This window comes from Thauera sp. 27 (genome assembly GCF_000310125.2).
Lineage (GTDB): Bacteria > Pseudomonadota > Gammaproteobacteria > Burkholderiales > Rhodocyclaceae > Thauera > Thauera mechernichensis.
Map to the genome: position 1 here is coordinate 41,100 of NZ_AMXB01000020.1, position 24,700 is coordinate 65,799.

Annotated in this window: 28 protein-coding genes and 1 tRNA gene; 15 read left to right on the forward strand and 14 right to left on the reverse strand. The window is 66.3% G+C overall.

Annotated elements, in window-relative coordinates:
* Positions 1 to 84 precede the first annotated feature (84 nt).
* The 4 genes from B447_RS12190 to B447_RS12205 all read left to right on the forward strand — a co-directional run bounded on the left by B447_RS12190 (position 85) and on the right by B447_RS12205 (position 3,489).
* Positions 85 to 1,539 carry an alanine/glycine:cation symporter family protein gene (locus B447_RS12190; protein WP_002925655.1) on the forward strand — a complete coding sequence of 485 codons (1,455 nt, stop codon included), beginning with the start codon at positions 85 to 87 and terminating at the stop codon, positions 1,537 to 1,539.
* A gap of 72 nt (positions 1,540 to 1,611) precedes the next feature.
* The gene (rapZ, locus tag B447_RS12195; protein WP_002940374.1) at positions 1,612 to 2,556 is read left to right on the forward strand and encodes an RNase adapter RapZ; all 945 of its coding nucleotides are present in this window, start codon (positions 1,612 to 1,614) and stop codon (positions 2,554 to 2,556) included.
* On the forward strand, positions 2,553 to 2,942 hold the full coding sequence (locus tag B447_RS12200; protein WP_002925657.1) for a NusG domain II-containing protein: 390 nt from the start codon (positions 2,553 to 2,555) through the stop codon (positions 2,940 to 2,942). Before rapZ ends, B447_RS12200 begins: the two co-directional genes overlap by 4 nt.
* Complete coding sequence (locus B447_RS12205) at positions 2,923 to 3,489, forward strand: Gx transporter family protein (RefSeq protein ID WP_232431617.1); 567 nt, start codon at positions 2,923 to 2,925, stop codon at positions 3,487 to 3,489. Before B447_RS12200 ends, B447_RS12205 begins: the two co-directional genes overlap by 20 nt.
* A 255-nt stretch (positions 3,490 to 3,744) precedes the next feature.
* On the opposite strand, the gene B447_RS12210 is transcribed toward B447_RS12205, so the two are convergent.
* From B447_RS12210 to B447_RS12220, 3 genes are all read right to left on the reverse strand, one after another.
* Positions 3,745 to 4,635 carry a dienelactone hydrolase family protein gene (locus B447_RS12210; protein ID WP_002940379.1) on the reverse strand — a complete coding sequence of 297 codons (891 nt, stop codon included), beginning with the start codon at positions 4,633 to 4,635 and terminating at the stop codon, positions 3,745 to 3,747.
* A gap of 196 nt (positions 4,636 to 4,831) precedes the next feature.
* Entirely contained in the window at positions 4,832 to 5,098 is a 267-nt protein-coding gene (gene infA / locus B447_RS12215; protein ID WP_002925671.1) for a translation initiation factor IF-1, read from the reverse strand.
* 397 nt (positions 5,099 to 5,495) lie between these two features.
* Positions 5,496 to 5,942: a YaiI/YqxD family protein gene (locus B447_RS12220; protein ID WP_002925673.1), complete on the reverse strand. Its 447-nt coding sequence runs from the start codon at positions 5,940 to 5,942 to the stop codon at positions 5,496 to 5,498.
* A 285-nt stretch (positions 5,943 to 6,227) separates the two neighbouring features.
* Between B447_RS12220 and B447_RS12225 the strand changes: the two genes are divergently transcribed.
* From B447_RS12225 to B447_RS12255, 7 genes are all read left to right on the forward strand, one after another.
* A complete protein-coding gene (locus B447_RS12225) occupies positions 6,228 to 7,619 on the forward strand; it encodes a tyrosine-type recombinase/integrase (RefSeq protein ID WP_002940381.1) in 1,392 nt (463 codons plus the stop codon).
* A gap of 100 nt (positions 7,620 to 7,719) precedes the next feature.
* Positions 7,720 to 8,457, forward strand: a complete 738-nt coding sequence (locus B447_RS12230; RefSeq protein WP_002940383.1) for a hypothetical protein — start codon at positions 7,720 to 7,722, stop codon at positions 8,455 to 8,457.
* Positions 8,458 to 8,547: 90 nt separating this feature from the next.
* A complete protein-coding gene (locus tag B447_RS12235; protein ID WP_002940386.1) occupies positions 8,548 to 8,754 on the forward strand; it encodes a hypothetical protein in 207 nt (68 codons plus the stop codon).
* The gene (locus B447_RS21845) at positions 8,755 to 9,123 is read left to right on the forward strand and encodes a hypothetical protein (protein ID WP_002940388.1); all 369 of its coding nucleotides are present in this window, start codon (positions 8,755 to 8,757) and stop codon (positions 9,121 to 9,123) included.
* 115 nt (positions 9,124 to 9,238) lie between these two features.
* Positions 9,239 to 11,230, forward strand: coding sequence for an AAA family ATPase (locus B447_RS12245; protein WP_002940391.1), 1,992 nt, complete (start codon positions 9,239 to 9,241; stop codon positions 11,228 to 11,230).
* Between the two features lie 160 nt (positions 11,231 to 11,390).
* The gene (locus B447_RS12250; protein WP_002940394.1) at positions 11,391 to 11,765 is read left to right on the forward strand and encodes a hypothetical protein; all 375 of its coding nucleotides are present in this window, start codon (positions 11,391 to 11,393) and stop codon (positions 11,763 to 11,765) included.
* Positions 11,762 to 11,956 carry a hypothetical protein gene (locus tag B447_RS12255; RefSeq protein WP_002940396.1) on the forward strand — a complete coding sequence of 65 codons (195 nt, stop codon included), beginning with the start codon at positions 11,762 to 11,764 and terminating at the stop codon, positions 11,954 to 11,956. The genes B447_RS12250 and B447_RS12255 overlap by 4 nt, the downstream gene beginning before the upstream one ends.
* A 630-nt stretch (positions 11,957 to 12,586) precedes the next feature.
* Here B447_RS12255 and B447_RS12260 read toward each other — a convergent pair.
* The 11 genes from B447_RS12260 to ybgC all read right to left on the reverse strand — a co-directional run bounded on the left by B447_RS12260 (position 12,587) and on the right by ybgC (position 20,451).
* Positions 12,587 to 12,662 (reverse strand) — tRNA-Lys (locus tag B447_RS12260).
* A gap of 88 nt (positions 12,663 to 12,750) precedes the next feature.
* Positions 12,751 to 13,860 (reverse strand): YeeE/YedE family protein, encoded by a 1,110-nt coding sequence (locus B447_RS12265; RefSeq protein ID WP_002940402.1) that lies wholly within the window; start codon positions 13,858 to 13,860, stop codon positions 12,751 to 12,753.
* A 79-nt stretch (positions 13,861 to 13,939) separates the two neighbouring features.
* The gene (gene queC / locus B447_RS12270; RefSeq protein WP_002925677.1) at positions 13,940 to 14,632 is read right to left on the reverse strand and encodes a 7-cyano-7-deazaguanine synthase QueC; all 693 of its coding nucleotides are present in this window, start codon (positions 14,630 to 14,632) and stop codon (positions 13,940 to 13,942) included.
* Between the two features lie 44 nt (positions 14,633 to 14,676).
* The gene (gene queE, locus B447_RS12275) at positions 14,677 to 15,348 is read right to left on the reverse strand and encodes a 7-carboxy-7-deazaguanine synthase QueE (protein ID WP_002940405.1); all 672 of its coding nucleotides are present in this window, start codon (positions 15,346 to 15,348) and stop codon (positions 14,677 to 14,679) included.
* 5 nt (positions 15,349 to 15,353) lie between these two features.
* Positions 15,354 to 16,073, reverse strand: coding sequence for a tol-pal system protein YbgF (ybgF, locus tag B447_RS12280; protein WP_002925682.1), 720 nt, complete (start codon positions 16,071 to 16,073; stop codon positions 15,354 to 15,356).
* A 12-nt stretch (positions 16,074 to 16,085) separates the two neighbouring features.
* Positions 16,086 to 16,598 carry a peptidoglycan-associated lipoprotein Pal gene (pal, locus tag B447_RS12285; RefSeq protein ID WP_002925683.1) on the reverse strand — a complete coding sequence of 171 codons (513 nt, stop codon included), beginning with the start codon at positions 16,596 to 16,598 and terminating at the stop codon, positions 16,086 to 16,088.
* Positions 16,599 to 16,664: 66 nt separating this feature from the next.
* Positions 16,665 to 17,942, reverse strand: coding sequence for a Tol-Pal system beta propeller repeat protein TolB (tolB, locus tag B447_RS12290; RefSeq protein ID WP_002925684.1), 1,278 nt, complete (start codon positions 17,940 to 17,942; stop codon positions 16,665 to 16,667).
* Positions 17,943 to 17,982: 40 nt separating this feature from the next.
* Entirely contained in the window at positions 17,983 to 18,897 is a 915-nt protein-coding gene (locus B447_RS12295; RefSeq protein WP_037982762.1) for an energy transducer TonB, read from the reverse strand.
* On the reverse strand, positions 18,894 to 19,307 hold the full coding sequence (locus tag B447_RS12300; RefSeq protein ID WP_002940407.1) for an ExbD/TolR family protein: 414 nt from the start codon (positions 19,305 to 19,307) through the stop codon (positions 18,894 to 18,896). The genes B447_RS12295 and B447_RS12300 overlap by 4 nt, the downstream gene beginning before the upstream one ends.
* Before the next feature lie 20 nt (positions 19,308 to 19,327).
* Positions 19,328 to 19,996, reverse strand: a complete 669-nt coding sequence (gene tolQ / locus B447_RS12305; RefSeq protein ID WP_002925687.1) for a protein TolQ — start codon at positions 19,994 to 19,996, stop codon at positions 19,328 to 19,330.
* Positions 19,993 to 20,451 (reverse strand): tol-pal system-associated acyl-CoA thioesterase, encoded by a 459-nt coding sequence (ybgC, locus tag B447_RS12310; RefSeq protein ID WP_232431618.1) that lies wholly within the window; start codon positions 20,449 to 20,451, stop codon positions 19,993 to 19,995. The genes tolQ and ybgC overlap by 4 nt, the downstream gene beginning before the upstream one ends.
* 188 nt (positions 20,452 to 20,639) lie before the next feature.
* Here ybgC and B447_RS12315 point away from each other — a divergent pair, with 188 nt between their 5' ends.
* Genes B447_RS12315 through B447_RS12330 form a run of 4 tightly spaced genes read left to right on the forward strand, consistent with a single transcriptional unit; the run spans position 20,640 to position 24,624 of the window.
* Entirely contained in the window at positions 20,640 to 21,809 is a 1,170-nt protein-coding gene (locus tag B447_RS12315) for an STAS domain-containing protein (RefSeq protein ID WP_002940408.1), read from the forward strand.
* A gap of 39 nt (positions 21,810 to 21,848) precedes the next feature.
* On the forward strand, positions 21,849 to 22,385 hold the full coding sequence (gene hslV / locus B447_RS12320; RefSeq protein ID WP_002925693.1) for an ATP-dependent protease subunit HslV: 537 nt from the start codon (positions 21,849 to 21,851) through the stop codon (positions 22,383 to 22,385).
* A gap of 10 nt (positions 22,386 to 22,395) precedes the next feature.
* Positions 22,396 to 23,724, forward strand: coding sequence for an ATP-dependent protease ATPase subunit HslU (gene hslU / locus B447_RS12325; protein ID WP_002940411.1), 1,329 nt, complete (start codon positions 22,396 to 22,398; stop codon positions 23,722 to 23,724).
* Positions 23,725 to 23,742: 18 nt separating this feature from the next.
* A complete protein-coding gene (locus tag B447_RS12330; protein WP_002925696.1) occupies positions 23,743 to 24,624 on the forward strand; it encodes an AEC family transporter in 882 nt (293 codons plus the stop codon).
* Positions 24,625 to 24,700 lie beyond the last annotated feature (76 nt).

A 24,700-nucleotide genomic window follows, 5' to 3' on the forward strand; every position in this document is an offset into this window, starting at 1 on the left:
CGTAAGCGCCGTCGATAAGAAGCCTTTTCATTGACCTGCAACAAGCGGATACAATCGAGCCTTCAATTTTTGGCAAGCGTGGTCATGCAAGAATCCGTCGATTGGATCAATGGCTGGGTGTGGAGCCCGGCCCTAGTGTATCTGTGCCTTCTGGTCGGGCTTTACTTCTCGATCCGCACGCGCTTCATGCAGGTTCGCCATATCGGTGAGATGGTGCAGGCGATGTTCCGCGGCAAGAGCTCTGCAGCCGGGGTGTCGTCGTTCCAGGCCTTGACGATCGCGCTGTCGGGCCGTGTTGGCACCGGTAACATCGCCGGCGTGGCGACGGCGATCGGTTTTGGCGGTCCGGGAGCGATCTTCTGGATGTGGATGGTCGCCTTCCTGGGCGCGGCGACGGCCTATATCGAGTCTGCACTCGGCCAGATCTACAAGACCGAGCAGCATGGGCTCTACCGCGGCGGACCGGCCTACTACATCGAGAAGGGGCTGGGCTGGCGGGTGTATGCGATCGTGTTTGCCGTCGCCACGCTCTTTGCCTGCGGCGTCCTGCTTCCTGGGGTGCAGACCAACAGCATCGCAGCGGGCATGCAGAACGCCTTCGGCGTTGCGCCTGCAGTGACCGGCACCATCATCGTCATTCTGCTCGGCCTGATCATCTTCGGTGGCGTGCGTCGTATCGCGCAAGTGACCCAGGTGGTGGTGCCCTTCATGGCGCTGGGCTACATCCTCGCTGCAGCGGTGGTGGTCGCACTCAATGTCGAGAAGGTGCCCGAGGTCGTGCGCCTGATCGTGTCCTCGGCCTTCGGTCTGGAGGCTGGGTTCGGCGCCATGATCGGCCTGGCGATCCAGTGGGGCGTCAAGCGCGGCGTGTATTCGAACGAGGCCGGCCAGGGCTCCGGCCCGCATGCCGCAGCCGCGGCCGAGGTGCCCCACCCGGCGGCGCAAGGCCTGGTGCAGGCCTTCTCGGTCTATGTGGATACCTTGTTCGTATGCTCGGCAACCGCCTTCATGATCCTCGTGACTGGCACCTACAACGTGATGGGCGCGGACGGCCAACCGGTGTTCACCGGGCTTGCCAACATCGCCGCCGGTACCGGCTACACCCAGGCCGCGATGGAAGCCGTACTGCCCGGCTTTGGCGCGGTGTTCGTCGCCGTGGCGCTGTTCTTCTTCGCCTTCACGACGGTGCTTGCCTACTACTACATTGCCGAGACCAATCTCGCCTACCTCACCCGCAACCTGCGCTCGGATGCACTGATCTTCGTGCTCAGGGTCGCGCTCATCGGCTCCGCCCTGTACGGCTGCGTGCGCACCAGCGACCTGGCCTGGGGGCTTGGCGACATCGGCGTGGGCATCATGGCCTGGCTCAACATCGTTGCGATCCTGGTGCTGCAGAAGCCGGCCCTGCTTGCGCTCAAGGACTATGAGTCGCAGCAGGCCAAGGGCCGGCTCGTGCCCGAATTCGATCCGCGCCCGCTCGGTATCGAGAATGCCGATTTCTGGGTGCGGCGTGCGGAGCGGCGCAAGCACGAGGGCTGACACCCAGCCTCAGGTTCAGGCCCGCCCTCACTGCGCTATAGTGTCGGCGGGCCTTTTCACATGTGCAGGACCATGCAGATCGTACTCATCAGCGGCTTGTCCGGCTCGGGCAAGAGCATCGCGCTCAACGTACTCGAGGATGCGGGCTATTACGTCGTCGACAACCTGCCCGCAGCATTGCTGCCGCAGTTGGTGGCACACCTGCGCGGAGCAGGGTGGCGGCGGGTGGCGGTCGCGGTGGACATGCGCTCCGGCGCCAGCATCGCGGCGCTGCCGCAGCAGGTGGAGGCACTGCGCGCCACGGTGCGCGACCTGCGGGTGATCTTCCTGGAGGCACGTGACGATGCCTTGATCGCGCGCTTTTCCGAAACGCGGCGCAGACACCCGCTGGCAATCGACGACGTCAGTCTCGAGGAGGCCATCCAGCGCGAGCGCGATGCCCTCGAGCCCATCGCCGCGCTTGGTCACCGTATCGATACCAGCGAGCTGCATCCCAATACCCTGCGTGCCTGGGTGAAGGATTTCATCCAGATGTCGGCGGGCGAGGGCATGACGCTGATGTTCGAGTCCTTCGGCTTCAAGTACGGCATTCCGCTCGATGCCGACCTGGTGTTCGACGTGCGCTGCCTGCCCAATCCCTACTACGATCCCAGGCTGCGCCCACTCACCGGGCGTGACCAGCCGGTGGTGGATTTCCTCGAGAAACTGCCCGAGGTCGAGCGCATGGCGGGTGATATCCGTCGGTTCATCGCCGACTGGTTGCCGGCATACATGCGTGACAACCGCAGTTATCTCACCGTGGCGATCGGCTGTACCGGCGGCCAGCACCGCTCGGTGTATCTTGCCGAGTGGCTGGCCGTACAGTTTCGTGACCAGGTGGACGTGCTCGTGCGCCATCGTTCGGCGGCGCGCCGCGCCGCGGATCGCGCGGCGGGCAGTGTCCATGACGCGGCGTCTGGCGCAGGCGATGCCCGGGGAGGCGGGGCGGCCGGGGCCGTACGCGGCGCCAGCGTGTGAAGCGCAAGCTTGGCGACTGGTGGGCGCTGCTGCGTCCGGGCGATGTGCTGGTCGTGCTTGCCGGCCTGATGGTGTGCGGGCTCGCAGTGCGCAGCCTGTGGCAGGGCGGTGCGCCGGATGGCGCCGTGGTACGCGCCGGTGGAAGGGTCGTGGCCGAGGTCGACCTCGGGCGCGAGCGCTTGATTGAAGTGCCCGGCCCGCTCGGAGTGACGGTGATCGAGATCCAGCCCGGCCGTGCCCGCGTGGCTTCCGACCCGGGGCCGCGTCAGTACTGCGTGCGTCAGGGCTGGCTGACCCAGGCCGGCGCTGTTGCGATCTGTGCGCCCAACGAGGTCAGCCTGAGCCTTACGGGGCGCTCGGCAAACTATGACTCCCTCAACTATTGAACTGACGCCGACGCCGGAAGATCGACGGATCGCGCGCCATGCTGCTGCCGCGATCGTGCTCACCGTGGCCGAGGCCGCCATTCCGCTGCCCCTGCCGGGTGTGAAGCCAGGGCTGGCCAATATCGTCACCCTGGTGGTGCTGGCACGCTGGGGTTGGCGCGAGGCGGTGTGGGTGTCCTTGCTGCGCGTGCTCGCCGGTAGCCTGCTGCTCGGGCAGTTCCTTGCACCCGGCTTTTTCCTCAGCCTGTCGGGTGCAGTCGCCAGCCTGCTGGTGCTGGGCATTGCAGTGCGCTTGCCCAAACGGTGGTTCGGGCCGGTGAGCCAGAGCATCCTTGCCGCTTTCGCCCATATTGGCGCCCAGCTCGTCGTGGCCCGTCTGTGGCTTGTGCCCCATGATGGTGTGTTCTATCTGTTGCCCGTCTTTGCGCTCGCAGCGGTCGTGTTCGGCTTGGTCAATGGCCTGATTGCAGCTCGATTGCTCAGGGAACTGGAGGCGCGCTCGAGCAAGGGTGGGGCCGGCGCGACGGGCGAGGACGTGGAGAAATAGCCGGAACGCTGCCGCCGCGTTTGCGTCCAACATCGCGTCTGAGCCCCTTGCGGGCGAAAACCATGGGCGCGGAGGAGAGATGCGGGGAAGCTGGTGGCGATGGCTGAGTGCGCTGCTTGCGACGCTATGCGGGCTTGCCTTCGGCTGGGTTGCCGGCATGGGGCTGGTGAATGCCGCCGCGCATGCCGATCACCCGTCCGGGACCGTAATCGGCGCTGCGATGGGGCGGCCGCTGCCGCCCGTGGGGTGTGATGCTCAGCCGAGGTGGGAGGAAAGCCACTCGAGCAGCCGTTTCCAGCCGTCCTCCGCCTCTTCCCGGCGATAGCTCGGCCGGTAGTCGGCATGGAAGGCGTGGGGTGCGTCCGGGTAGATGTGGATCGTGCTCGGGCTGCCGGCCTTGCGCAGCGCTTCCTGCATCATCTGCACGCCCTCGAGGGGAATGCCCTGGTCCTGTCCGCCGTAGAGGCCCAGCACCGGTGCGTTCAATCTGTCGGCGACGTCGATCGGTTGCAGGGGCGTATTTGACGACGGGGTGCCGACCAGGCGGCCGTACCAGGCAATGCCCGCGCGAACGCGGGCGGTATGCGCCGCGTATAGCCAGGTGATGCGGCCGCCCCAGCAGAAACCGGTGATCGCGAGCTTTTCAGGGTCTCCGCCCTGAGCTGCAACAGCCCAGTCAGCGCAGGCGTCGAGGTCGGCCATGACCTGGGCGTCTGGGACCTTTGCGACGATTTCCTGGAGAATCTCGGCCACGCTCTCGAGCTTGCTCGGATCGCCCTGGCGGAAAAAGAGTTCGGGAGCGATGGCGAGGTAGCCCTGATGTGCAAGCCGGCGGCAGACGTCGCGGATGTGTTCGTGGACGCCGAAGATCTCCTGCACCACGAGCACGATCGGGAGCCTGCCAGTGGCCTCCGCCGGGCGGGCGAAGTAGATTGGAAGGCGGTCACCGTTGACGTCGATGGTTTCGTCGCCGGTCGTGAGCTTGCTGTCATCGGTGGTGATCAGCGTGCTTGCGTGCACCGGCTGAACCGCGAGCGCAAAGCCTGCCGCGGCAAGCGTGGTGACGAAGCCGCGGCGGTCGAGGCGGGCGGCTGGAAGCAGGCTGTCGAACTGCGGGTTGTCGTGTCGGGTGTCGGGCGTCGTCATGCTCTCGTCTCCTGAGTCCGGGGGGGGCTGTCAGGTGGGCGGCGGGGCAGGAGGCTCCGCGCTACGCAGCCTGGTGAAAGGAGACAACGCATCGAGCTGGCATGTTCCGCACGGTCGAGCGCATCTGCAGATGCAACAACGCCCGCTGCGGCCTTATGGCACGGAGCGGGCGTGTCGTGCGATGCGCTGTCGCGCTTCAGCGGCGACGGGGAGGCGGCGCAGCCGCTGCGCCGGCCGGCCGGCCAGGCAGGTGGCGGAAGGTGATGCGGCCCTTGGACAGGTCGTAGGGCGACATCTCGAGCGAGACGTTATCGCCGGCGATGATGCGGATGTGGTGCTTGCGCATCTTGCCGCCGGAGTAGGCAATGAGGTTGTGGCCGTTGTCGAGGGTTACGCGGTAGCGGCCGTCGGGCAGCACCTCGGTAACGGATCCGTGCATTTCGATGAGTTCTTCTTTGGCCATGTTCGGGCTCCTTGTCGTTGTTCCGGCGCTGCACGGTGAGCAGGGTCGGGCTGTTTCGCCTCCGCCGGGAGCGAATCGGGGACCAGGGCGTAGCGCGCAGCGTGCGCAAGGGCCTGGAGAAATCGGCGCGATGTTCGGCGGACCGGTGGGTGGAACTCGCAGTGACGATCCTGCGCGCAGGGCGAAGTGATCTGGGCGAGTACGTGGCGTGGGGGCGGAGGCGTGTCGGCGGTGACGGGGGAAAGCCCCTGTCCGGACGCAAGCGTGCTGCTCCTGACCCATGAGTGCCGAATCAGGACCGCGAACTAAAAAACCGTGAGCGCAAATTCGGCGAAACGTCAATCGGAGACTATACGCGATTCGATGGGGGGCGTCCATCGTTCAGACGTCTGCTCCGTCAACGTCGTACTTGCAGCAGGCGATCGAGGCGGTTTGCGAATGCTTTGCTGTCGGCGCTGCTGAATGCTGCAGGCCCGCCGGTGTCGATGCCTGTGCTGCGCAGCGTATCCATGAAATTGCGCAGGTCCAGCAGCTCGCGGATGTTCTCGCGGCTGTAGCGCTCGCCGCGTGGCGAGAGCGCCTCGGCGTTTCGTTCCACCACGGCAGCGGCAAGCGGAATGTCGGCCGTGATCACGAGGTCGCCGGGTTCGACATGCGCAGCGATGTACTTGTCCGCCTCGTCGAAGCCGCCCGGCACCTGCACCATGCGGATCAGCGGCGATGGGGGCGTGCGCAGGAACTGGTTGGCCACCAGGATCAGCGGTAGCCGGGTGCGTTCGGCGGCACGGAACAGGATGTCCTTGATGACGACAGGACAGGCGTCGGCATCGACCCAGATCTGCATGGAAACGCATCCTGTAGAAAAGGAAATGCCCCAGCCGTGGCTGAGGCATTTCCCCGTTTTCTTGGTAGGCCGTGCTGGATTCGAACCAGCGACCAACGGATTAAAAGTCCGCAAGACACGGCATTTTTCGATGTTGAGCGGTATGCAGAGAAAACGATAAGCGCCTTGAAAACAAAGGAAAAGGTGATTTACTGCGTTGCTTGACGTTGAGCTGTGTTGCTAGAATCGGGTTACAAAAGGCTTACATGGAATCCCATGTAACCCGCCGCCACGGAGCCCGAGAACATGGCACGCACCAAACTGACCGCCGGCCGCATCCGGGAATTCACCTGCCCGACCGACAAGGCCCAAGCCTTCCTGTGGGACACCGAAGCGCCCGGCCTTGCCTTGCGCGCGACACCAGGAAGCGAGGCCCGCGCCTTCATCTTCCAATCGAAGCTGAACGGGAAGGCCCTGCGCGCGACGATTGGCGACGTGCGCACCTGGAACCTCGACGACGCTCGCGCCGAAGCACGCCGCCTGCAAACCCTGATTGACCAGGGCACCGACCCGCGCGAACAGAAGCGCGAGCGCCTTGCCGCCGCTGAAGCCAAGCGCGAGGAGGCCCGCCGCATCGAAGCGCCCGCCCTGGAAGCCTGGGCAACCTACCTTGAGGCCCGCCGGCCGAAGTGGGGCGAAACCAGTTACCGGAACCACGTCACCCTGAGCAAAGAGGGGGGCGAGACCATCACCCGAGGCCGCAAGACGACCGAGGACGGCAAGACGCAACCCGGCCTGCTGCGCCCGCTGCTGGTGCTGCCGCTGGCGAAAATCGACGCCGCCCGCGTGCAATCCTGGCTGAAGGAGGAAGCCGCCAAGCGCCCGACGCAAGCCGCGCTAGCCTTCCGCCTGCTGCGTGGCTTTCTCAACTGGTGCGCCGACCGCCCCGAGTACCAGAAGCAGATTCATGCCGACGCCTGCGCATCAAAGGCGGTGCGCGAGGAACTGCCCAAGCGCCAAGCCAAGCGAGACGCGCTAGAGCGCGAAATGCTGCGCCCTTGGTTCGAGCAAGTGCGCGCCATTGCCAACCCGGTGCAGGCCGCCTATCTGCAAGTGGCGCTGCTGACCGGAGCCCGCCGCGAGGAAGTGGCCGAAATGCGATGGGATGACGTGGATTTTCGGTGGCGCAAAATCATCATCAAGGACAAGGTTAGTTCCGAGCGCACCATTCCGATGACGCCCTATGTCCACCAACTGCTGCTAGACCTGAAGCGCCGCAACGATACGCCCCCGCCCGAATTCCGCATCCTTCACGGTAAGCGCATCCGCAACGACCTCGACGCATGGGAGCCTTCGCCCTGGGTATTCGCCAGCAAGACCGCCGCTTCTGGCTACCTGCAAGAGCCGCGCATTGCGCACAACCGCGCCTTGAGGGACGCCGGCCTGCCGAGCATCACGATTCACGGCCTGCGCCGCAGTTTCGGGAGCCTGTCCGAGTGGTGCGAGGTGCCCGCCGGCATCGTGGCGCAAATCCAAGGCCACAAGCCGAGCGCGACCGCAGAGAAGCATTACCGAGTCCGGCCTATCGACCTGTTGCGCCAGTGGCACGAGCGCATAGAGGCGTGGATTCTGGAACAAGCCGGCATCGAACAGCCGACCGAGCAAGAGGCCGCCCCCGCGCTGCGCGTGGTGGCCTGACCGAGCAATGCCGCGCCTAGGACGGCCATCCGAAAAGGGGGATACCTTCGCCCCCCTGGCGCGGCACCCAAACGAAGGAGCGCAAGAAGGAGCGCAACCGATGCACAAGCCGATTACGGTACTGACACCGCCCGCGCCAAGGGCAGGCGACTACCTCGACACCCTGGAGCAATGGGGAAGCCTTCCCGAATTCCTGCCGCTGCCCGACGCCGCGCGCCTTATCGGGCACAAGTGCCGACAGAATCCCGCCGCACTGCTGAAGATTCTTGAGGAAGCCGTTCTGAGCGACGCGATACCCTTTGCTGGCCTGGATTCTTCCGGGGAGTGGGTACCGGACATGGTGCGAGTCTTTCACCGCTACCAGAGCAAGCCCCGCATCAAGCCAACCGAGGAAGGGCCGCACATCCTCGCCGTTCTGGAGTCCGCCGGCCGCCTGCATTCCGAGGCAATGGCCGTGCGGGTTGGGGATGCCGTGGCCTTACTGGCGAAGCGCGGCCGCAAGATTCCCGAGGAGCTGCGGCACCTGTTACCCGACGCGCCGCCAGTGCAGGCCAAGCCCGCAACGGGAGACAGTGCGCGCACCCGCCACGATGACATTCAAATCGAGATTGACGACGCAACGGCCGCGCTGGAGGGTGAAGGCAGGAGCGCGACGCCAGCAAAGGTTATGGCCCGGCTTAGGGAGCGCGCCGGCAAGCCGGATAGCTGCATTTCCGAGGCCGCCCCCGATGGCGTGATATGGACTCGGGGCAGCAATGGCAAGACTGAAAAACTGACTTTGGGAGCCCTGAAGGGGCGCATCAGAAGGGGCGCGAAAGGTACGCGAAAGGGATGCTAAGGACGCCAAGGGGACGCCAAGGACGCTAACCCGAGCCGATGAATTCCGTTGCATACCGTGGGACCCGTCCACAACGACGGAGCCCCCGCGATGCAAACCCAAATCACCCCGAGCGCCGCCCGCACCCTCTCGACCGAGCAGGCCGCCGCCGCCCTTCACATCAAGCCGCAAACCCTGCGCGCCGCAGTTTGCAGAGCCGGGCACTATGCCGGCATCCGCCCGCACAAACTGCCTTCCCGCTTCCTGGCGTGGCCTGCCGAGGCTATCGAGCGCCTGACCGCTGGCGAGGTGGCCTAAATGCGAAGCGCCCGCCACACCGAAGTGCAAGCGAGCGCCTTGGAACCGCGCCGCAATGATACCCCGGCCGACCTTTTCCCGGACACCTTGCCGGCTGCAATCCCGGCTATCTGGCCGACCGCTGGCACCCGCAAAGCCGACGCCCTGCGAGCCCTGATTACAGGCCCGCAGAATCAAGCCGACTACTGGCCCGGCTGGCGATTGGCCGCCTATGTCAAAAGCCTGAAGTATGACGGCTGGGGCATCCGCTCGCGCCTTATCTCGCATCCGCACTGCAAGCCGCTGATTGCGGAATACACCCTTGACCGGCAAGACCCGGCAACCGCCGCCGCGCTGGCGCTGCGCAACGAAGGAGGCCGCCATGTTTAAGGCATTTTTCGACGAAGTGGCCCGCGCCGCGCCGCTGGTGATGCTTGGCATGGTGCTGGCCGCCGTGGGCGAAGCCATCGGCCGCGCCGCCGGCTGGCTGTGAGGTGTCCGCGCCATGAACAACGGACACGACCACGAGCGCGCCCGCTCCGCCCTGTGGAGCCTCGACGCTGGAGCCGAGCGCGCCGAATGGGTGCGCGCTGCGATGGCAGCAAAGGCCGCCGGCCTGACGCTGGAGGACTTCACCGCCTGGAGCGAAACGGCCGGCAACTTCAAGAGCGCCGCCGACTGCGCCAGCGTGTGGCGTGGCATCAAGGAGGACGGCCCTATCAAGGCCGGCACCCTGTATGCGATGGCTCGCGCCGCCGGCTGGCAAGACGAGCGCCGCGCCCCGCATCACGCGCCGCAGATGCAGAGGCCGCACCAAGCCGGGCAGAAGCCCGCACAAGCGCCGCAGCAGCCCGAGCAAGGCAAGCGCCCGCCGTTCGACGTGGAGGCCGCCTGGGAGGCCGGAGAGCATGCGACAGAGGCGCACCCGTACATCACCAGGAAGGCAGGCAACTGCGCCGGCCTGCGTGTGTATCGAGGCCCGGAGCGCATCGCCGGGCAAGACCTGGACGGTGCGCTGATGGTTCCGGCCTGGGACTTCGCCGGCAAGCTGCAAACGGTGCAGTTCATCCCAAACCAGGGGAAGAAGCTGAACGCCCCCGGCCGCCCGGTGGCCGGTGCTTTCGTGGTGGGACGCATCACGCCGCCGGGCGAAGGGCAGAGCATCGCCGTGTGCGAGGGCATCGGGCAGGCATGGAGCTGCAACGCCGCCGCCGGCATGGCCGCTGTGGTGGCCTTCGGTTCCGGCCGCATGGAAAAGGTGGCCCGAGACTTCGCCGCCCGCTATCCGGCCGCCCGGCTGGTGCTGGTGGCCGACGCCGGCAAGGAGGCGCACTGCGCCAAAGTGGCAAAGGAGCTGCGCTGCGCCTGGGTAGAGATGCCCGCCGGGAGTCCGCCGAACTTCGATGCAAACGACCTGCACCAGCAAGCAGGCCCGCAAGCCCTGGCCGAACTGCTGCGCAACCCGAAAGCGCCGCCGCAACGGTTCCGCCTGATGACAGCCGACGAACTGGCCGCCCTTCCGCCTGTGCGCTGGCGCGTGCGTGGCGTGCTGCCGCAAGAGGGCATCGCCGCAATCTACGGCCCGCCCGGTTCCGGGAAATCGTTTCTGGCCCTCGACATGCTCGCCGCCATCGCTGCCGGCCGGTGGTGGTTTGGCTACCGGGTGCAGGCCGCGCCTGTGCTGTACGTCGCCCTAGAGGGCGAAGCCGGCATTGCGCAACGAGTCCAAGCGCACCAGGCCCGACATGGTGGAGCCGAGCGCATGCGCTTCCTTGCCGCGCCCCTCGACGTGCGCCAGCCGACAGACCGCGCCGACATCGTGCGCGCCGCGAAGGCCGCCGGGCTGGCTGGTGGCGTGCTGTGTATCGACACCCTGGCCGCGAGCGCGCCGGGCATGGATGAGAACACATCCGCCGACATGGGCGAGGTCATCGCCGGCCTGAAAGCCCTGCAATCGGAGCTTGGGGGGCTGGTGCTAGCCGTACATCACAGCGGGAAGGACCAGACGCGAGGCATGCGAGGCCATTCAAGCCTATTGGGTGCGCTTGATGCCGTAATCGAGGTGAGCCGCAACGACGACCGCCGCGAATGGCGCACCGCCAAGAGCAAGGACGGGAGCGACGGAGATGCGCACCCCTTCCGCCTCGACGTGGTGGAGCTTGGCACCGACAGCGACGGAGAGCCGCTTACATCGTGCGCAATCGAGCCGACGGAGCGCCCCGCCGAAGGCATCCGCCGCGCCGCCCTGCCCGGTGGAGGAAATCAACGCCTGGCATATGACGCAATCGCCGCCGCGCTGAAGGACGTGCGCACCTATGGGCAGGCATCCGCCCCGCCTGGCCGGCCTTGCATCGAACTGGAGGCCGCAGTTACCGCCGCCGCCACTGCGCTGCCGTGTGAGCAGAAGCGCCGCCGGGAGCGCGCACAACAAGCCGTTACCGGGCTGGTGAGCCGGGGAAACCTGAAGCACCAGGAGGGCTGGTTGTGGCTTCCGTGACTTTCCCGAAATTCCCGAAACGGGAAAAAATAGGAAACGCCGGGTTTTCCCGAAATTCCCGCGCCCCCTTTATAGGGGGCGGGAAGAACGGGAAGGGAAAAACGGGAACCCAACAGACCGCAGCAGGGAGCCAAGCCGCCCCCTTCTGGAGCCCTGAACGATGAGCGCACAAGCCGACACCCTGGAGCGCGCGACCTGCGACGAATGCGGGGACGACTTCACCCGCACCGCTGGCGAGGACTGGAAGCGCCTTTGCCTGCCGTGCTGGAAGGCGAGCCCGGCCGCGAAGAAGTCCGCCCCCGACCGACTGGCGCAACTGACCGCCGAGCTTGCCGAGGCCCGCGCCGAGGCCGCCCGCCTGCGCCTTCGCGTGCTGGCGCTAGAGCTTGCCGACGCCCCGCCCGCCATCCCGCCCGACATGCTGCGCCGGCTGGTGCGCCTGTGCCATCCCGACCGACACGGCCAGAGCGAGGCCGCGAACCAAGCGACAGCGTGGCTACTCGCGCAACGAAACCGAATGGAGAACCGCGAATGACCCTAGAGCTTTTCCGCGCCGTGGAAGCCGCCCGCGCCCTGTTGGACGAAGGGCACCCGCTCGCGCGAGCCTCGACCGTGGCCGCCGCTGAATTTGGCGTGAGCGCCGAGGACGTGGCCCGCCTTGCCAGCGAAGCGCACGAGGCATGCGCCGCCGCTCGCGCTGACCTTACGAAACCTGACGGAACGTGACAAAACGTGAGTAGTCGCGCGGTTACCAGTCCGGTTACCAGCAACCCGAGGCGCTGGTTAGTGCGCCGGTTAGCGCGGTATCCAGCGAACCGGCACCCTGACCAGCGGGAGGGGCGGGTTCAATCTCTAGACGACACCGACCTGGGGACCGCGCCCCAAAGCGAATTTCCACGCCCGCGAAATTGCAACTTTCCGAGGCGGCCGCCGGGAGCGAGGCCGAGGGGGTAGCCCCCGCGAAAGTTTCAGAATCGACACCCCTGGAAACCGCGCCCCAACCCACGCGGAGAAAAAATCCCGGTTTAGGGCATGGTTCATTCTGAGCCGGCCGCGCGCTAGTCGATAGGCCCGGCCTGCGACCTTCCAAACGAGCCCACGCGCCCCGAGCGCACCCGCTGGAAGGCATCGCCCCATCCGCCGACCCTGCGCCGCCCTGGCGCGTTTCCTGAGCTGAAGCAACCAAATTGGTTGCATCCGCGTTACCTGCCGCTTGCGGTAACGGCCGCGTAACGTTTCATGCGTGCAACGTGCGGCCGTGCGCCTGACCTTTCGCTGGCGCTTACAAAAGGCTTACATGGAGCCGAGAAGCAAAAACGCCACTTCCGGGAAAGTGGCGTAAGTGCTTGATTTTCTTGGTAGGCCGTGCGGGATTCGAACCTGCGACCAACGGATTAAAAGTCCGCTGCTCTACCAGCTGAGCTAACGACCCGAAAAGCGAGGCAAGATTTTAGTTCGGCTGGCCTGTCGCGTCAATAGTGGCTCGCAGTTGTGGCGTTTGTCCCGGGGCGGCATGTGACTCAGGCTTCGCGCATCAGCAGCCAGTACTGGATCTTCAAAGTGACGGCCGAGCCGGCGATGATGGCGATCGTGGTGAGCACCGAGCCCAGGGCGAGGGTGGACAGCCCGGTGATGCCCTGGCCGATCGTGCAGCCCATGGCCGTGACCCCTCCGAAACCCATGAGCAAGCCACCAGTCATGTGACGTACCAGGTCGCCGCTGTCGCGGAAGCTTTCGATGCGAAAGCCGCGGCTCGCCACTGCATGGGCCGCCGAGCCGACGATTACGCCGAGTGCGCTGGCGATGCCGAAAGTCACCACGCGGCTGGTGTCGCTCCACAGCATCAGGAGTTCGAGCGTATAAGCGAGGGGGGCTACGAAGGTCAACGATTCGGCGCGCCCGCTGTTGGTGGCTATGAAGGCCTCCTCCAGCGTCTCCGGGTGTTCGGCGACATAGCCGAGATGGGCGGAGACATACCAGCCGGCCACCACCGTTGCGCCGACGACCACGCCGCCGACCAGGACGTCGCTGCGCCAGGCCTCCCGGTCGGCCAGCGCCCAAATCAGCAGGCCGCCGCCCACCACCAGCGCGCCCACGAGCAAGGCTGAAGCGGGCGCCATGCCGGAAGCCGCGCTCAGGAATGCGGGGATATCCTGAGTGTGGGGCAGCACGGTGGACACGGTGTCGATGTGGCGTACCCGCCAGACACCGAACAGGCCCCGCATTGTCATGTAGGCCCCGATGGCGAGGAAGACGAAGACCACGATCGATTTGAGGTTGCCGCCACCGATGCGGATCAGTGTCTTGCTGCCGCAGCCCGACGCCAGGGTCATGCCGATGCCGAACGCCAGGCCGCCGACCAGATTCGACAGCCAGATCAGGCGATTGCCGGTATAGAAGGACTTGCTGGCATCGAACAGGCCAAGGGCCTGCAGGGCCGTCGTGCCGAGGATGGCGATGGCGATGGCAAGTGCCCACATCCGCATTCGGCCCCAGTCGCCCATATTGACGACATCCGCTACCGCGCCCATGGTGCAGAAGTTCGTGCGGTTGGCGACGAAGCCGAACACCGCGCCGATGGCGAAGGCGAGCCAGACGATGGTCGAGGCGGAGACCAGGGGTTCTTCCATGATTTTGGCCAGGGGGCGAGGGGGAGGCCGAATTCTAACTGCAAAGCGCGATGTGGCCGGGTTGTCGCCGCGGGAGGCGTCAGTGCGCGTGCGCCTGATAGGGCGTGGGATCGGGTACACCTGCAGCCTCGAAGCCTGCGGCACGCAGGCGGCAGGCTTCGCAGCGGCCGCAGGCCCGACCACCATCGTCGGCCTGATAGCAGGTTACGGTAAGGCCGTAATCAACCCCCAGTGCGATGCCGCGGCGGATGATGTCGGCCTTGGTGAGTTCGATCAGCGGGGCGTGGATGCGCAGTCGTGCGCCTTCGACGCCGACCTTGGTCGCCAGGTTGGCCATCGTCTCGAAGGCCTGGATGAATTCGGGGCGGCAATCGGGGTAGCCCGAGTAGTCCACTGCGTTGACGCCGACGAAGATGTCATTGGCGCCGAGTACCTCCGCCCAGGCGAGTGCGATGGACAGCATCACCGTGTTGCGGGCGGGGACATAGGTGACCGGGATGCCTGTGTTCTCCTCATCGACCGGCACGGCAATGCCCGGGTCGGTGAGCGCCGAGCCCCCGAACTGGCCCAGGTTGACCCGTGCCAGGCGGTGCTCGCGTGCGCCAAGCGCTTCGGCGACCCGTTTCGATGCGGTCAGCTCGGCCGCGTGGCGCTGGCCGTAGGCGACCGAGAGTGCGTAAGTCTCGAAGCCCATGTCACGGGCGATGGCAAGGCAGGTGGCCGAGTCGAGGCCACCTGAAAGCAGTACGACGGCGCGGGCGGTGGAGGTCATGGGCAATCCGGTTCGAGACGGGGTGGTCTGCGGGCGAGCAGTGCTCAGCGCCCGCGGGCGTCGTTCCACAGCACCTTATGGAGCTGGAGCTGGAAGCGCACGGGCAGGCGGTCGCGGACGATCCATTCGGCGAGCTCGGCCGGGTCGAGTTCACCCGCCACCGGGGACAGCAGCACGTTGCAGCGTTGGTCGAGTCGATGGCGTGCGATCTGCTCGCGCGCCCAGTCGTAGTCGCCTGTGTTGGCGAGCACGATCTTGAGCTCATCGTGTGCGGTGAGCTCGGCGAGGTTCTCGTAGCGGTTCTTGTCGACCTCGCCGGATCCGGGCGCCTTGAGATCCATGATGCGCGACACGCGCCGATCGACGCCGGCAATGTCGAGCGCGCCACTGGTCTCGAGCGAGACCTCGTGGCCGGCGTCACACAACGCTTCCAGCAGTGCCAGACAACCCTTCTGGGCGAGCGGTTCGCCGCCGGTCACACAGACATGGCGCAGGCCATGGCTAGCCACCTCGGCGAGGATGTCATCGAGCGCGCGCGTGTGGCCACCGGTGAAGGCATAAGCGGTGTCGCACCAGGTGCAGCGCAGCGGACAGCCGGTGAGGCGGACGAACACGGTGGGCAGGCCCACTCGGCTCGATTCGCCTTGAACGGAGGCAAAGATTTCGGTGATGCGAAGGCGGACGGTCGCGGCCGTCCGCGTGGCTTGCTGCGACATTGCGCTCAGCGCGCGTTCAGGCGCTGGCGTGCGACCTGTGCGGCGTTGCTTTGCGGGTACCGTTCGACGAGCCCCTGCAGGGTGCGGCGGGTGGCGGCTGCATCGCCCAGTGCCTGTTGGCTATTGGCCAGGCCGAGCATGGCGTCGGGGGCGACGTCGTCGTTGGGCCACTTCTGCAGCACGGCATTGAAGTGCTTGGTCGCGGCGGCGACATCGCGCGCCTGGAGCGCAGCGTTGCCGGCCCAGAAATGGGCGCCTGCAGTGAAGCCGCCCGCGGGGTAGCGGGTCACGAAGGTTTCGAAGGCGGCGAGGGCGTCCTTCTGCTTGCCGTCCTTGAGCAGGCCGAGTGCGGCCTGGTAGTCGGCCGACTCTGCGGCAGGATCGCCGGAGGCGGCCACCCCGGGGGCGCCGCCGCCAGTCTCGATCTGGCGCAGACGTGCGTCCAGGTCGACGTAGAAATCCCTCTGCCGCTGCTTGAGCGTCTCGACCTCGTTCATCAGCAGTTCGATCTGGCCACGCAGGCGCGCCACTTCGGCGCGCAGTTGCTCGTTCTGCATGGCCAGTTCGAGCTGGCCGCGACCGGCGGTCTCGAGCTGGCCCTGAACATCCTGCCTGAGCTGGATGATCTGGTTGCGTGCCTCGGTGTCACCCCCGAAGAGTTGGGCGTGCGCCGGTGCTGCGGCGACGAGGGCAAGCGATGCTGCGAGCGGCAGAAGGCGTTTCATGACGTCTCTCTCTTAGAACTCGCCCGAGTAGAGCATGTCGCCGCGACGGTTCTCGGCGTAGCAGGTCTCGGTGCGGTCGTCGCAGCGCGGCTTCTCTTCACCCAGGCTGACCGATTCGATCTGCGCTTCGCGCGCGCCCAGCAGCATCAGCGCCTGCTTGACGACGTCGGCACGCTTCTGGCCCAGGGCGAGGTTGTACTCGCGGCTGCCGCGCTCGTCGGTGTTGCCCTGGACGAGCATGCGCATCTCGGGGTTCTGCACCAGGAAACGGGCGTGGGCTTCGATCAGCGGGCGACCTTCGGGCTTGATCACGTAGCTGTCGAAGTCGAAGAACACGCTGCGCTTGGACAGGATGTTGTTCGGATCGGTCAGCGCGGCGATGCCGCTGCCGCTCATGCCGGGGGCAGTGACGGTGGCCACGCCGGCGCCACGATCTTCAACCGATGCGCCGGCGGTGTCGGTGCCGGTGCTCGAGCACGCGGCAAGCGTCAGGGCGATGAGGGCGGGGAGGACGAGTTTCTTCATGGGTATAGCTCCAGTACTTGTGTTGAAGACAGCAGAGAGGATTGCGGCGTTTGCGCCGCGTTGTGTTTACCGGATCTGCGGGCCCCAGGCGGGCTCGCGGACATCCGCAGCCTGCACCGTCAGCCGCTGTCGGATGCGCCCGTCCGTCGACACCGCGGACAGCACGCCCCTGCCACCGCTGTCGGTGGCGTAGAGGATCATGCGGCCGCTGGGTGCGAAGCTGGGCGATTCGTCGCGTGCCGAATCGGTGAGGATCGTGGTCTGCCGCGTGGCGAGGTCCTGCACGGCGACCTGGAAACGGCCGGCATTGCGGGTGATGAACGCGAGCAGCTTGCCGTCGAACGAGAGTCGCGGCGAGACGTTGTAGTTGCCGTCGAAGGTGACGCGCTGTGCGCTGCCTCCGGCGGCTGGAATACGGTAGATCTGCGGGCTGCCGCCACGGTCGGACGTGAAGTAGATATGGCCGTCGCTGCCCCAGAAGGGCTCGGTGTCGATGCCCGAGGATTGCGCCAGGCGGCGTACGCCGGAGCCATCCGCATTGATGACGTAGAGCTGGGACTGGCCATCCTTGGTCAGTACCACGGCAAGCTGGTTACCGTCGGGAGACCATGTCGGCGCCGAGTTCGAGCCCTTGAAGTTGGCGATGACCCGACGCTGGCCGGTGGCCAGCGTGTGCACATAGACGATCGGCTTCTTCTGCTCGAACGACACGTAGGCCAGGCTCTGGCCGTCGGGTGACCATGCCGGCGAGATGATCGGCTCGCGCGAGCGCAGCGCGGTTGCGGCGTTCATGCCGTCGGCGTCGGCGACCTGGAGTTCGAAGTTGGGGCCGGACTTGATGACGTAGGCCACGCGGGTGGCGAAGTAGCCCGGCAGGCCGGTGAGTTTCTCGAACACGAAGTCGGCGATGCGATGGCCGACAATGCGGTTCTGGGCCGGGCTCATCGGTAGCGCCATGGCCCCCAGTTCGAGCTGCTTCTGGGCGTCGAAGAGGCGGAAGCGTACCTCGTAGCGGCCATCGGCCATCGGGATCAGGCTCCCGGTGAGGACGGCATCGGCGCCGCGCGCGCGCACTGCGGCGAGATCCGGCATCACCGACTCGGGCATCGGCAGCGGCCCCATGTCCACCAGGTTGAACAGGCCGCTGCGTTCGAGGTTGGCGCGCACGACGTCTGTGACGCTCTGCGGCAGCCGGCCTTCGTTCTCGAAGATCGGGATGATCACCGGAAAGCGCGTGGCGCCGGCTCCGGTGATCTCGATCGAGAGCTGGGCGTGCGCGCCCAGCGCGAGGCTGGACAGCGCGGCGGCGAGGAAGAGGCGGAAGGCGGTAAGCAGTTTCGTCATGGCGGGCGGACTCCAGCCGCGGATTATAGACAAGGCGGGCTCAATCGTCGGCCAGCGGGCGGAATTTCAGTTCGAGCGAGCGTTGGAACAGACTGCGGTTGTCGGGTAGCGGCAAGGGGCTCGAGCGCCGGATTGCGCGCTCGATGGCGTCGTCGAGCGCGGGTACGCCGGACGAGCGCTTCAGGCGCACGTTCAGCACCTCGCCGCTGGGCAGTTGGTCGACCTCGAATACCGCCTCGGGGTTTCCGATCAGGCCGGGCGGACGCAGGAGGTTGCCGCGCACCTTGGCCGCGATGGCTGCGCGGTAGCGATCCACATCGCCTGCTGCCGCCGCGCGTGCGCCTTCCTGGCGCAACAGGTTGTCCAGCTGCGCCTGCTCTGCGCGCCGGGTTTCCTGCGCCAGGCGCTGGGCCATGTAGTCATCCTGCACCGGCTTGGGCTCCGGCTTGGGTTCCGGTTTTGGCTGAGGCTTCGGCTCGGGCTTGGGGGCTGGCTTCGGGGGCTCGGGCTTCGGTTGCGGCTTTGGCGGTTCCGGTTTGGGTTCCGGTTTGGGTTCGGGCTTGGGTTGAGGTTTGGGCTCTGGTTTGGGTTCCGGCTTGGGGGGCTCGGGCTTCTTCTCCGGCGCCTTGGTGGTGATCTCCGGCTTGGGGGCCGGTTGCGGCTTGGGCGGCTCAGGAGCCGGCTGAGGTTTGGGCGGCTCGGGAGCGGGTTGTGGCTTGGGCGGCTCGGGAGCCGGCTGAGGCTTTGGAGGCTCAGGCTTCGGCGGCGCAGGCCGGGGCTGGGGAGCCGGCGCAGGCGCGGCGGCGAGTTGTACTTCAAGCGCGGCTGGCGGGCTGCTTTGCCAGCGCACGCCGAAGAACAGGAACAGCGCCAGCCCGAGGTGGACGGCCACCGTCAGGGCCAGCGATGCCCACTTGCCCGGGAGCTCGCGAGTGCGGACGACGCGTTCGTTCATCGGCCGCTGGTGCCCGACTGGGTCTGCAGGCTGATCTTCTGCACGCCGGCGATGCGTGCGGTCTCGAGCACGTCGATCACCTGTTGGTAGTTCAGGCTGCGGTGAGCGGCAACGAGGAAGGTCTGCTCCGGGTTCTGGGCAAGCAGGTCGGCCAGTGTCGTTTGCAGACGTACAGCGGGTACGTCCTCAGGCTTGGCGCCGGCGGTGCGGATGATCGAGTAGGCGCCCTTGTCGTCCACCTGGATCACCACGGCCTCGCTCAGCGGTGCAGCCACCGGGGCTGCCGAGGGTACGTTGATGTTTCCGGTCTGGACCATGGGGGCGGTGACCATGAAGATCACCAGAAGGACCAGCATCACGTCGATGTAGGGCACGACGTTGATCTGGTTCATCAGGCGGCGTTGGCGCATGGCAGGCTGCTCCGGTCCGTTCAGCGCAGGTTGCGCTGCAGGATGTTGGAGAACTCTTCCATGAAGCTCTCGAAGCGGATGCCGAGGCGGTCGATGTCGTGCGCGAAGCGGTTGTAGGCGACGACCGCCGGGATCGCGGCGAACAGGCCGATCGCGGTGGCGACCAGGGCCTCAGCGATGCCGGGCGCCACCTGCGCGAGCGTGGCCGAGCCGACGCTGGCCAGGCCGCGGAAGGAGTTCATGATGCCCCAGACCGTACCGAGCAGGCCGATGTAGGGCGAAACCGAGCCCACCGAGGCGAGGAAGGCAAGGTGAGCTTCGAGGTCGTCCACCTCGCGCTGGTAGGTCGCGCGCATTGCACGGCGAGCGCCGTCGAGGGTGGCGCCGTGGTCGTGGCCCTTGGCGCGCAGCTTGGTAAACTCGCGGTATCCGGCCTCGAAGATGCGCTCCATGCCTTCGGCCTGACCGCGGCTTGCCGAGTCGTAGAGCTTGTTGAGGTCGCCGCCGCTCCAGAAGTCGCGCTCGAAGTTGTCGGTGGCGATGCGTGCCTGGCGAATCTGGAAGCGCTTGCGGAAAATCCAGTACCACGACATGACCGACAGGCCGGCGAGCAGCGCCATGACGAGCTGCACCAGGATGCTGGCCTCGGCGATGAGGCTGATGATGGAAAGGTCTTGGGTGACGGTCATGCTTGGCTTTCGAGGAGAGCGTACAGGGGAGCCGGAATGGCGGTGGGTTTGTGGCGGTTTACGTCTACGCAGGCGACGATGACACTGCTCGAGAACAGAAGTTCACCGTCGCGCAGCGCTTGTTGCTCGAACTGGATGCTGGCACGGCGCAGTGTGCCGATGCGGCTGACGATCTGCAGCGTGTCGTCGAGCCTGGCCGAGCCGCGGTAGTCGGCCTGCAGCGAGCGCACCATGAAGGCAATGCCGCTCTCTTCGAGCAAGGCCTGTTGCCCGACGCCGAGCGCGCGCAGCCACTCCGTGCGGCCGCGCTCGCAGAATTTGAGATAGTTTGCGTAGTACACGACGCCCCCGGCGTCGGTGTCTTCGTAATAGACTCTGATGGGTAGGACATGGCTTGCCTGTGCCCGGGCTGGCGCGCTTGAGCTGCCGGGGCTGCAAGTGATATTCGGTTGCATTGCAGCATTCTAGCCGAGCCCGAGCGTACGGTGCGCGCCTGTTGCAAATGTTGGCGATTGTCGCCGCAGGTGCTGCTTAATAGTTGTTTGAAAAGCTTTTTTACCTAAATATTGTTTTTGCCGGTGACGCGTCGTTTGCACCCTTTCGGGCGTGGAGCGGGCGCTCCGGAAATGCAGGAAATCCGCACGTGGCTCTCTCCTTCTTCGGCAAGAAAGTGCCGTCCGTGACTCCTGTGCCAGAGGTCGAGCGGGCGCCGGCTGCGGTCGAGTTGCCGCCGCCGACGGAGCTGTCCGGCCTGGATTTTTCGGCAACAGATCACGGTCGCGCGCTCGGGCGCGCCGCAGGCCTGGTCGAAGTGCAGGAAGTGGGGGCGGGAATTGGTGCCGCCTACGAGGAGGCGGCGGTGCTCTACGCCAATGGCAGCGATGCCGAAGCGCTGGCTCTGCTCGAGGCCACCGTGGGCGATGAGCGCGCCAATGTCGGCGAGGGCATCTGGCTGATGCTGCTCGATCTCTATCGCCTGGGGGGGCACAAACAGCGCTTCGAGTCGAGTGTGCTCGACTACGCGACCCGCTTCGAGCGCTCGCCGCCTGCCTGGCTTGACCTGTCGGGTCGGCTGGTGCGTCCCGGGCAGCCTCTGCCGCCTCTGGTCAATCTCACGGGCCAGCTTGGCGCCCAGGCCGGCAAGCAGTTCGAGCAGGTGGCGGCGATCGCGCGCAGGGCGGGCGCCGTGCGTATCGACGTCGGCCGCGTCCGCGGTGTGGATGACGCGGGCTGTGGCGTGTGGCGGCGCCTGCTCGCCGAACTGGCCGCAGATCGGGTCAAGGTCACCCTGCTCAATGTGGCTGCGCTGGCAGACATCTTGGGGGGGCGTCTGGCGCCGGGCAAGGCCGAGGAGCGCGATACCTGGCTGATGATGCTCGAGTTGCTGCAGTACGCCGGGGATCAGGCACGCTTCGAGGACATCGCCGTCGACTACGCCGTGACCTTCGAGGAGTCGCCGCCGTCCTGGGAGTGCCGCGGCGCAGAGCCGCGTGCCGCATTGCCCCAGGCGGCCTCGGCGCCGGCGTCGGTCACCGATCCGGATGTGCTGGTGCTCGAAGGGGAGTTGAGCGGCGCGGCCAATGATGCGATCAAGCGGCTGGCAGCGTTTGCGACCGAGCGCCGGGTGCTCAAGGTCGATTGCGCGCGCCTGCGTCGAATCGACTTCGTCTGCGCCGGGACACTGTTCAACATTCTCGCCAACCTGCAGGCTCAGGGTACACTCGTCAGCCTGTTCGACGTCAACGCCATGGTCGGCGCGCTGCTGCGCGTCATGAGCGTGGATCAGGTTGCGCACGTCACCCTGCGTCAGTGATTACTTGAAACGCCGGCCCTGCGCCGGCGAGGAATCGTCATGGAACAATATCGCGGCACTACCATCCTGTCGGTGCGGCGCGGCAATCGCGTCGCCCTCGGCGGGGACGGCCAGGTCACCCTGGGCAACATCGTCATCAAGGCCTCGGCGCGCAAGGTGCGTACGCTTTACAACGGCCAGATCCTCGCCGGTTTTGCAGGTGGCACGGCCGATGCCTTCACCCTGTTCGAACGCTTCGAGGCCAAGCTCGACAAGCACCAGGGCAACCTGCTGCGCAGCGCGGTCGAGCTCGCCAAGGACTGGCGTACGGACCGCATGCTGCGCCGTCTGGAGGCCATGCTGGCGGTGGCCGATCGCGATCATTCGCTGGTCATCACCGGCAACGGCGACGTGCTCGAGCCCGAGCAGGGCATCGTCGCCATCGGCAGCGGCGGCGCCTATGCGCAGTCGGCGGCGCGGGCCCTGATCGAGAACACCGAGCTCGACCCGAAGGAGGTCGTCTCCAAGGCGCTGTCGATTGCCGGCGACCTGTGCATCTACACCAATCACCACCACACCATCGAAGTGCTGGATTGAGAGCGAACGCATGACCCAGATGACCCCGCCGGAGATCGTCTCCGAACTCGACAAGCATATCGTCGGCCAGGACAAGGCCAAGAAGGCGGTCGCGATCGCGCTGCGCAACCGCTGGCGGCGCGCGCAGGTCGATGAGCCGCTGCGCAGCGAGATCACGCCCAAGAACATCCTCATGATCGGCCCCACGGGGGTCGGCAAGACCGAGATCGCCCGCCGCCTGGCGCGCCTGGCCAACGCGCCCTTCATCAAGATCGAGGCAACCAAGTTCACCGAGGTGGGCTATGTCGGGCGCGATGTCGACACCATCATCCGCGACCTCATGGAGATCGCCATCAAGGACGGCCGCGAGCGCGCGATGAAGCGGGTGCGCGACCGCGCCCTCGATGCCGCCGAGGATCGCGTGCTCGATGCCCTGCTGCCGCCGGCACGCCCGGTGGGCCTGGCCGAGGCCGAGCCGCAGGACTCCGCCACCCGGCAGAAATTCCGCAAGAAGCTGCGCGAGGGCGAGCTCGACGACAAGGAGATCGAGATCGAGCTTGCCGCGCCCTCGATGCAGGCCGAGATCTTCGCCCCCCCCGGCATGGAGGAGCTTACCCAGCAGATCCAGGGCATGTTCCAGAACCTGGGCGGTGGCAAGAAGAAGCAGCGCAAGCTCAAGATCCGCGAGGCGCTGAAGCTGCTCGCCGACGAGGAGGCTGCGCGCATGGTCAATGACGAGGAGGTCAAGCTCGAGGCCGTGCGCGCTGTCGAGCAGAACGGCATCGTCTTCCTCGACGAGGTCGACAAGATTGCGGCGCGTACTGATGCGCATGGCGCCGACGTGTCCCGCCAGGGCGTCCAGCGCGACCTGCTGCCGTTGGTGGAAGGTACGACGATCTCGACCAAGTACGGCATGATCAAGACCGATCATGTCCTGTTCATCGCCAGCGGTGCGTTCCACCTGTCCAAGCCCAGCGACCTCATCCCCGAACTGCAGGGCCGCTTCCCGATCCGCGTCGAGCTCGAGTCGCTGTCGGTGGAGGACTTCGAGCGCATCCTCACCAGCACCGACGCCTGCCTCACCCGCCAGTACGAAGCGCTGCTGGCCACCGATGGCGTGACGCTCAGCTTCACCGCCGACGGCATCCGCCGCCTCGCCGAGATCGCCTACCAGGTCAACGAGAAGACCGAGAACATCGGCGCCCGACGTTTGTACACCGTGATGGAGAAGCTGCTCGAGGAGGTCTCGTTCGAGGCCGGCAAGGGTACGCTCGATGCGGTCGTCGTCGATGCGCCGTATGTTGACGGCCGCCTCGACATGCTCGCACAGCGCGAGGATCTGGCGCGCTACGTGCTCTGATCCGCGTCCGCGCCCAGCATGCTGATCCGCATCGTCGAAATCCTCTTTCCGCTGTTCTCGATCACGGCGCTTGGCTACTTCGTCGGTCGCCGTGTCAAGCCCGACCTGTCGCAGGCCAACAAGCTCAACATGGACGTGTTCGTGCCCGCGCTGGTGTTCGCCGCGCTGGCCAACAAGGCCTTCGACATCAGCGCCTTCCTGCCGCTCATCGCCGCCTCGATCGTGATGGTGGTGGGCTCGGGGGTGGCGGCTTGGGTGCTGGCGCGCGTCACCGGCATGCAGCCCAAGACGCTGGTGCCGCCGATGATGTTCAACAACTGCGGCAACCTTGGCCTGCCGCTGGCCGTGCTCGCGTTCGGGGAGCTGGCGCTGGCGCCGATGGTGGTGATGTTCATGGTGTCGAACCTGCTTCACTTCTCCTTCGGGGCCTGGTTGCTGGACCACCGCGTGAGCGTGCTGACGGTGTGGCGTGTGCCGTCCGTGCTTGCCACTGCACTCGGCCTTGGTGTCAGCCTGACGCATTTCGAGGTCTGGCCGCCATTGCTGACCGCGATCCGGATGCTGGGCGAGATCGCAATCCCGCTCATGCTCTTTGGCCTTGGAGTGCGGCTTGCCAACGCACGCATCGGCGCGATCGGCGTGGGCGTGTTCGGCGCCGTGGCGCGGCCTCTGGTCGGGCTCGCGCTGTCGTGGATGGTGCTGCAGCTCATCGAACTGCCGCCTCGTGAGGCGGCGCTGGTGCTGGTGTTCGGTGCATTGCCGCCAGCGGTGCTCAACTTCATGTTTGCCGAGCGCTACAACCAGGAGCCGGACAAGGTCGCCTCGATGGTGCTGATCGGCAATGTGGCCGCGGTGGTTTTCCTGCCACTCGCGCTTGCGTTGGTGCTGGATTGGGCCTGAGCTCCGGGCCTGCAAAATCCATGGTGGCTGCTCTTTGAGTGTCTCCGGTGCAAGGGCGTACTCGCCCTCAACCCCT

Coding starts and splice junctions, on each gene's coding strand:
- hslV (WP_002925693.1), top strand. CDS start 21,849: ATGGAACAATATCGCGGCACTACCATCCTGTCGGTGCGGCGCGGCAAT.
- B447_RS12300 (WP_002940407.1), bottom strand. CDS start 19,307: ATGCGCCAACGCCGCCTGATGAACCAGATCAACGTCGTGCCCTACATC.
- B447_RS12210 (WP_002940379.1), bottom strand. CDS start 4,635: ATGACGACGCCCGACACCCGACACGACAACCCGCAGTTCGACAGCCTG.
- B447_RS12190 (WP_002925655.1), top strand. CDS start 85: ATGCAAGAATCCGTCGATTGGATCAATGGCTGGGTGTGGAGCCCGGCC.
- B447_RS12295 (WP_037982762.1), bottom strand. CDS start 18,897: ATGAACGAACGCGTCGTCCGCACTCGCGAGCTCCCGGGCAAGTGGGCA.
- B447_RS12235 (WP_002940386.1), top strand. CDS start 8,548: ATGCAAACCCAAATCACCCCGAGCGCCGCCCGCACCCTCTCGACCGAG.
- B447_RS21845 (WP_002940388.1), top strand. CDS start 8,755: ATGCGAAGCGCCCGCCACACCGAAGTGCAAGCGAGCGCCTTGGAACCG.
- B447_RS12265 (WP_002940402.1), bottom strand. CDS start 13,860: ATGGAAGAACCCCTGGTCTCCGCCTCGACCATCGTCTGGCTCGCCTTC.
- B447_RS12330 (WP_002925696.1), top strand. CDS start 23,743: ATGCTGATCCGCATCGTCGAAATCCTCTTTCCGCTGTTCTCGATCACG.
- B447_RS12255 (WP_002940396.1), top strand. CDS start 11,762: ATGACCCTAGAGCTTTTCCGCGCCGTGGAAGCCGCCCGCGCCCTGTTG.
- B447_RS12250 (WP_002940394.1), top strand. CDS start 11,391: ATGAGCGCACAAGCCGACACCCTGGAGCGCGCGACCTGCGACGAATGC.
- rapZ (WP_002940374.1), top strand. CDS start 1,612: ATGCAGATCGTACTCATCAGCGGCTTGTCCGGCTCGGGCAAGAGCATC.
- queE (WP_002940405.1), bottom strand. CDS start 15,348: ATGTCGCAGCAAGCCACGCGGACGGCCGCGACCGTCCGCCTTCGCATC.
- ybgC (WP_232431618.1), bottom strand. CDS start 20,451: ATGCAACCGAATATCACTTGCAGCCCCGGCAGCTCAAGCGCGCCAGCC.
- queC (WP_002925677.1), bottom strand. CDS start 14,632: ATGACCTCCACCGCCCGCGCCGTCGTACTGCTTTCAGGTGGCCTCGAC.
- B447_RS12245 (WP_002940391.1), top strand. CDS start 9,239: ATGAACAACGGACACGACCACGAGCGCGCCCGCTCCGCCCTGTGGAGC.
- B447_RS12230 (WP_002940383.1), top strand. CDS start 7,720: ATGCACAAGCCGATTACGGTACTGACACCGCCCGCGCCAAGGGCAGGC.
- tolQ (WP_002925687.1), bottom strand. CDS start 19,996: ATGACCGTCACCCAAGACCTTTCCATCATCAGCCTCATCGCCGAGGCC.
- ybgF (WP_002925682.1), bottom strand. CDS start 16,073: ATGAAACGCCTTCTGCCGCTCGCAGCATCGCTTGCCCTCGTCGCCGCA.
- pal (WP_002925683.1), bottom strand. CDS start 16,598: ATGAAGAAACTCGTCCTCCCCGCCCTCATCGCCCTGACGCTTGCCGCG.
- infA (WP_002925671.1), bottom strand. CDS start 5,098: ATGGCCAAAGAAGAACTCATCGAAATGCACGGATCCGTTACCGAGGTG.
- tolB (WP_002925684.1), bottom strand. CDS start 17,942: ATGACGAAACTGCTTACCGCCTTCCGCCTCTTCCTCGCCGCCGCGCTG.
- hslU (WP_002940411.1), top strand. CDS start 22,396: ATGACCCAGATGACCCCGCCGGAGATCGTCTCCGAACTCGACAAGCAT.
- B447_RS12225 (WP_002940381.1), top strand. CDS start 6,228: ATGGCACGCACCAAACTGACCGCCGGCCGCATCCGGGAATTCACCTGC.
- B447_RS12220 (WP_002925673.1), bottom strand. CDS start 5,942: ATGCAGATCTGGGTCGATGCCGACGCCTGTCCTGTCGTCATCAAGGAC.
- B447_RS12205 (WP_232431617.1), top strand. CDS start 2,923: ATGACTCCCTCAACTATTGAACTGACGCCGACGCCGGAAGATCGACGG.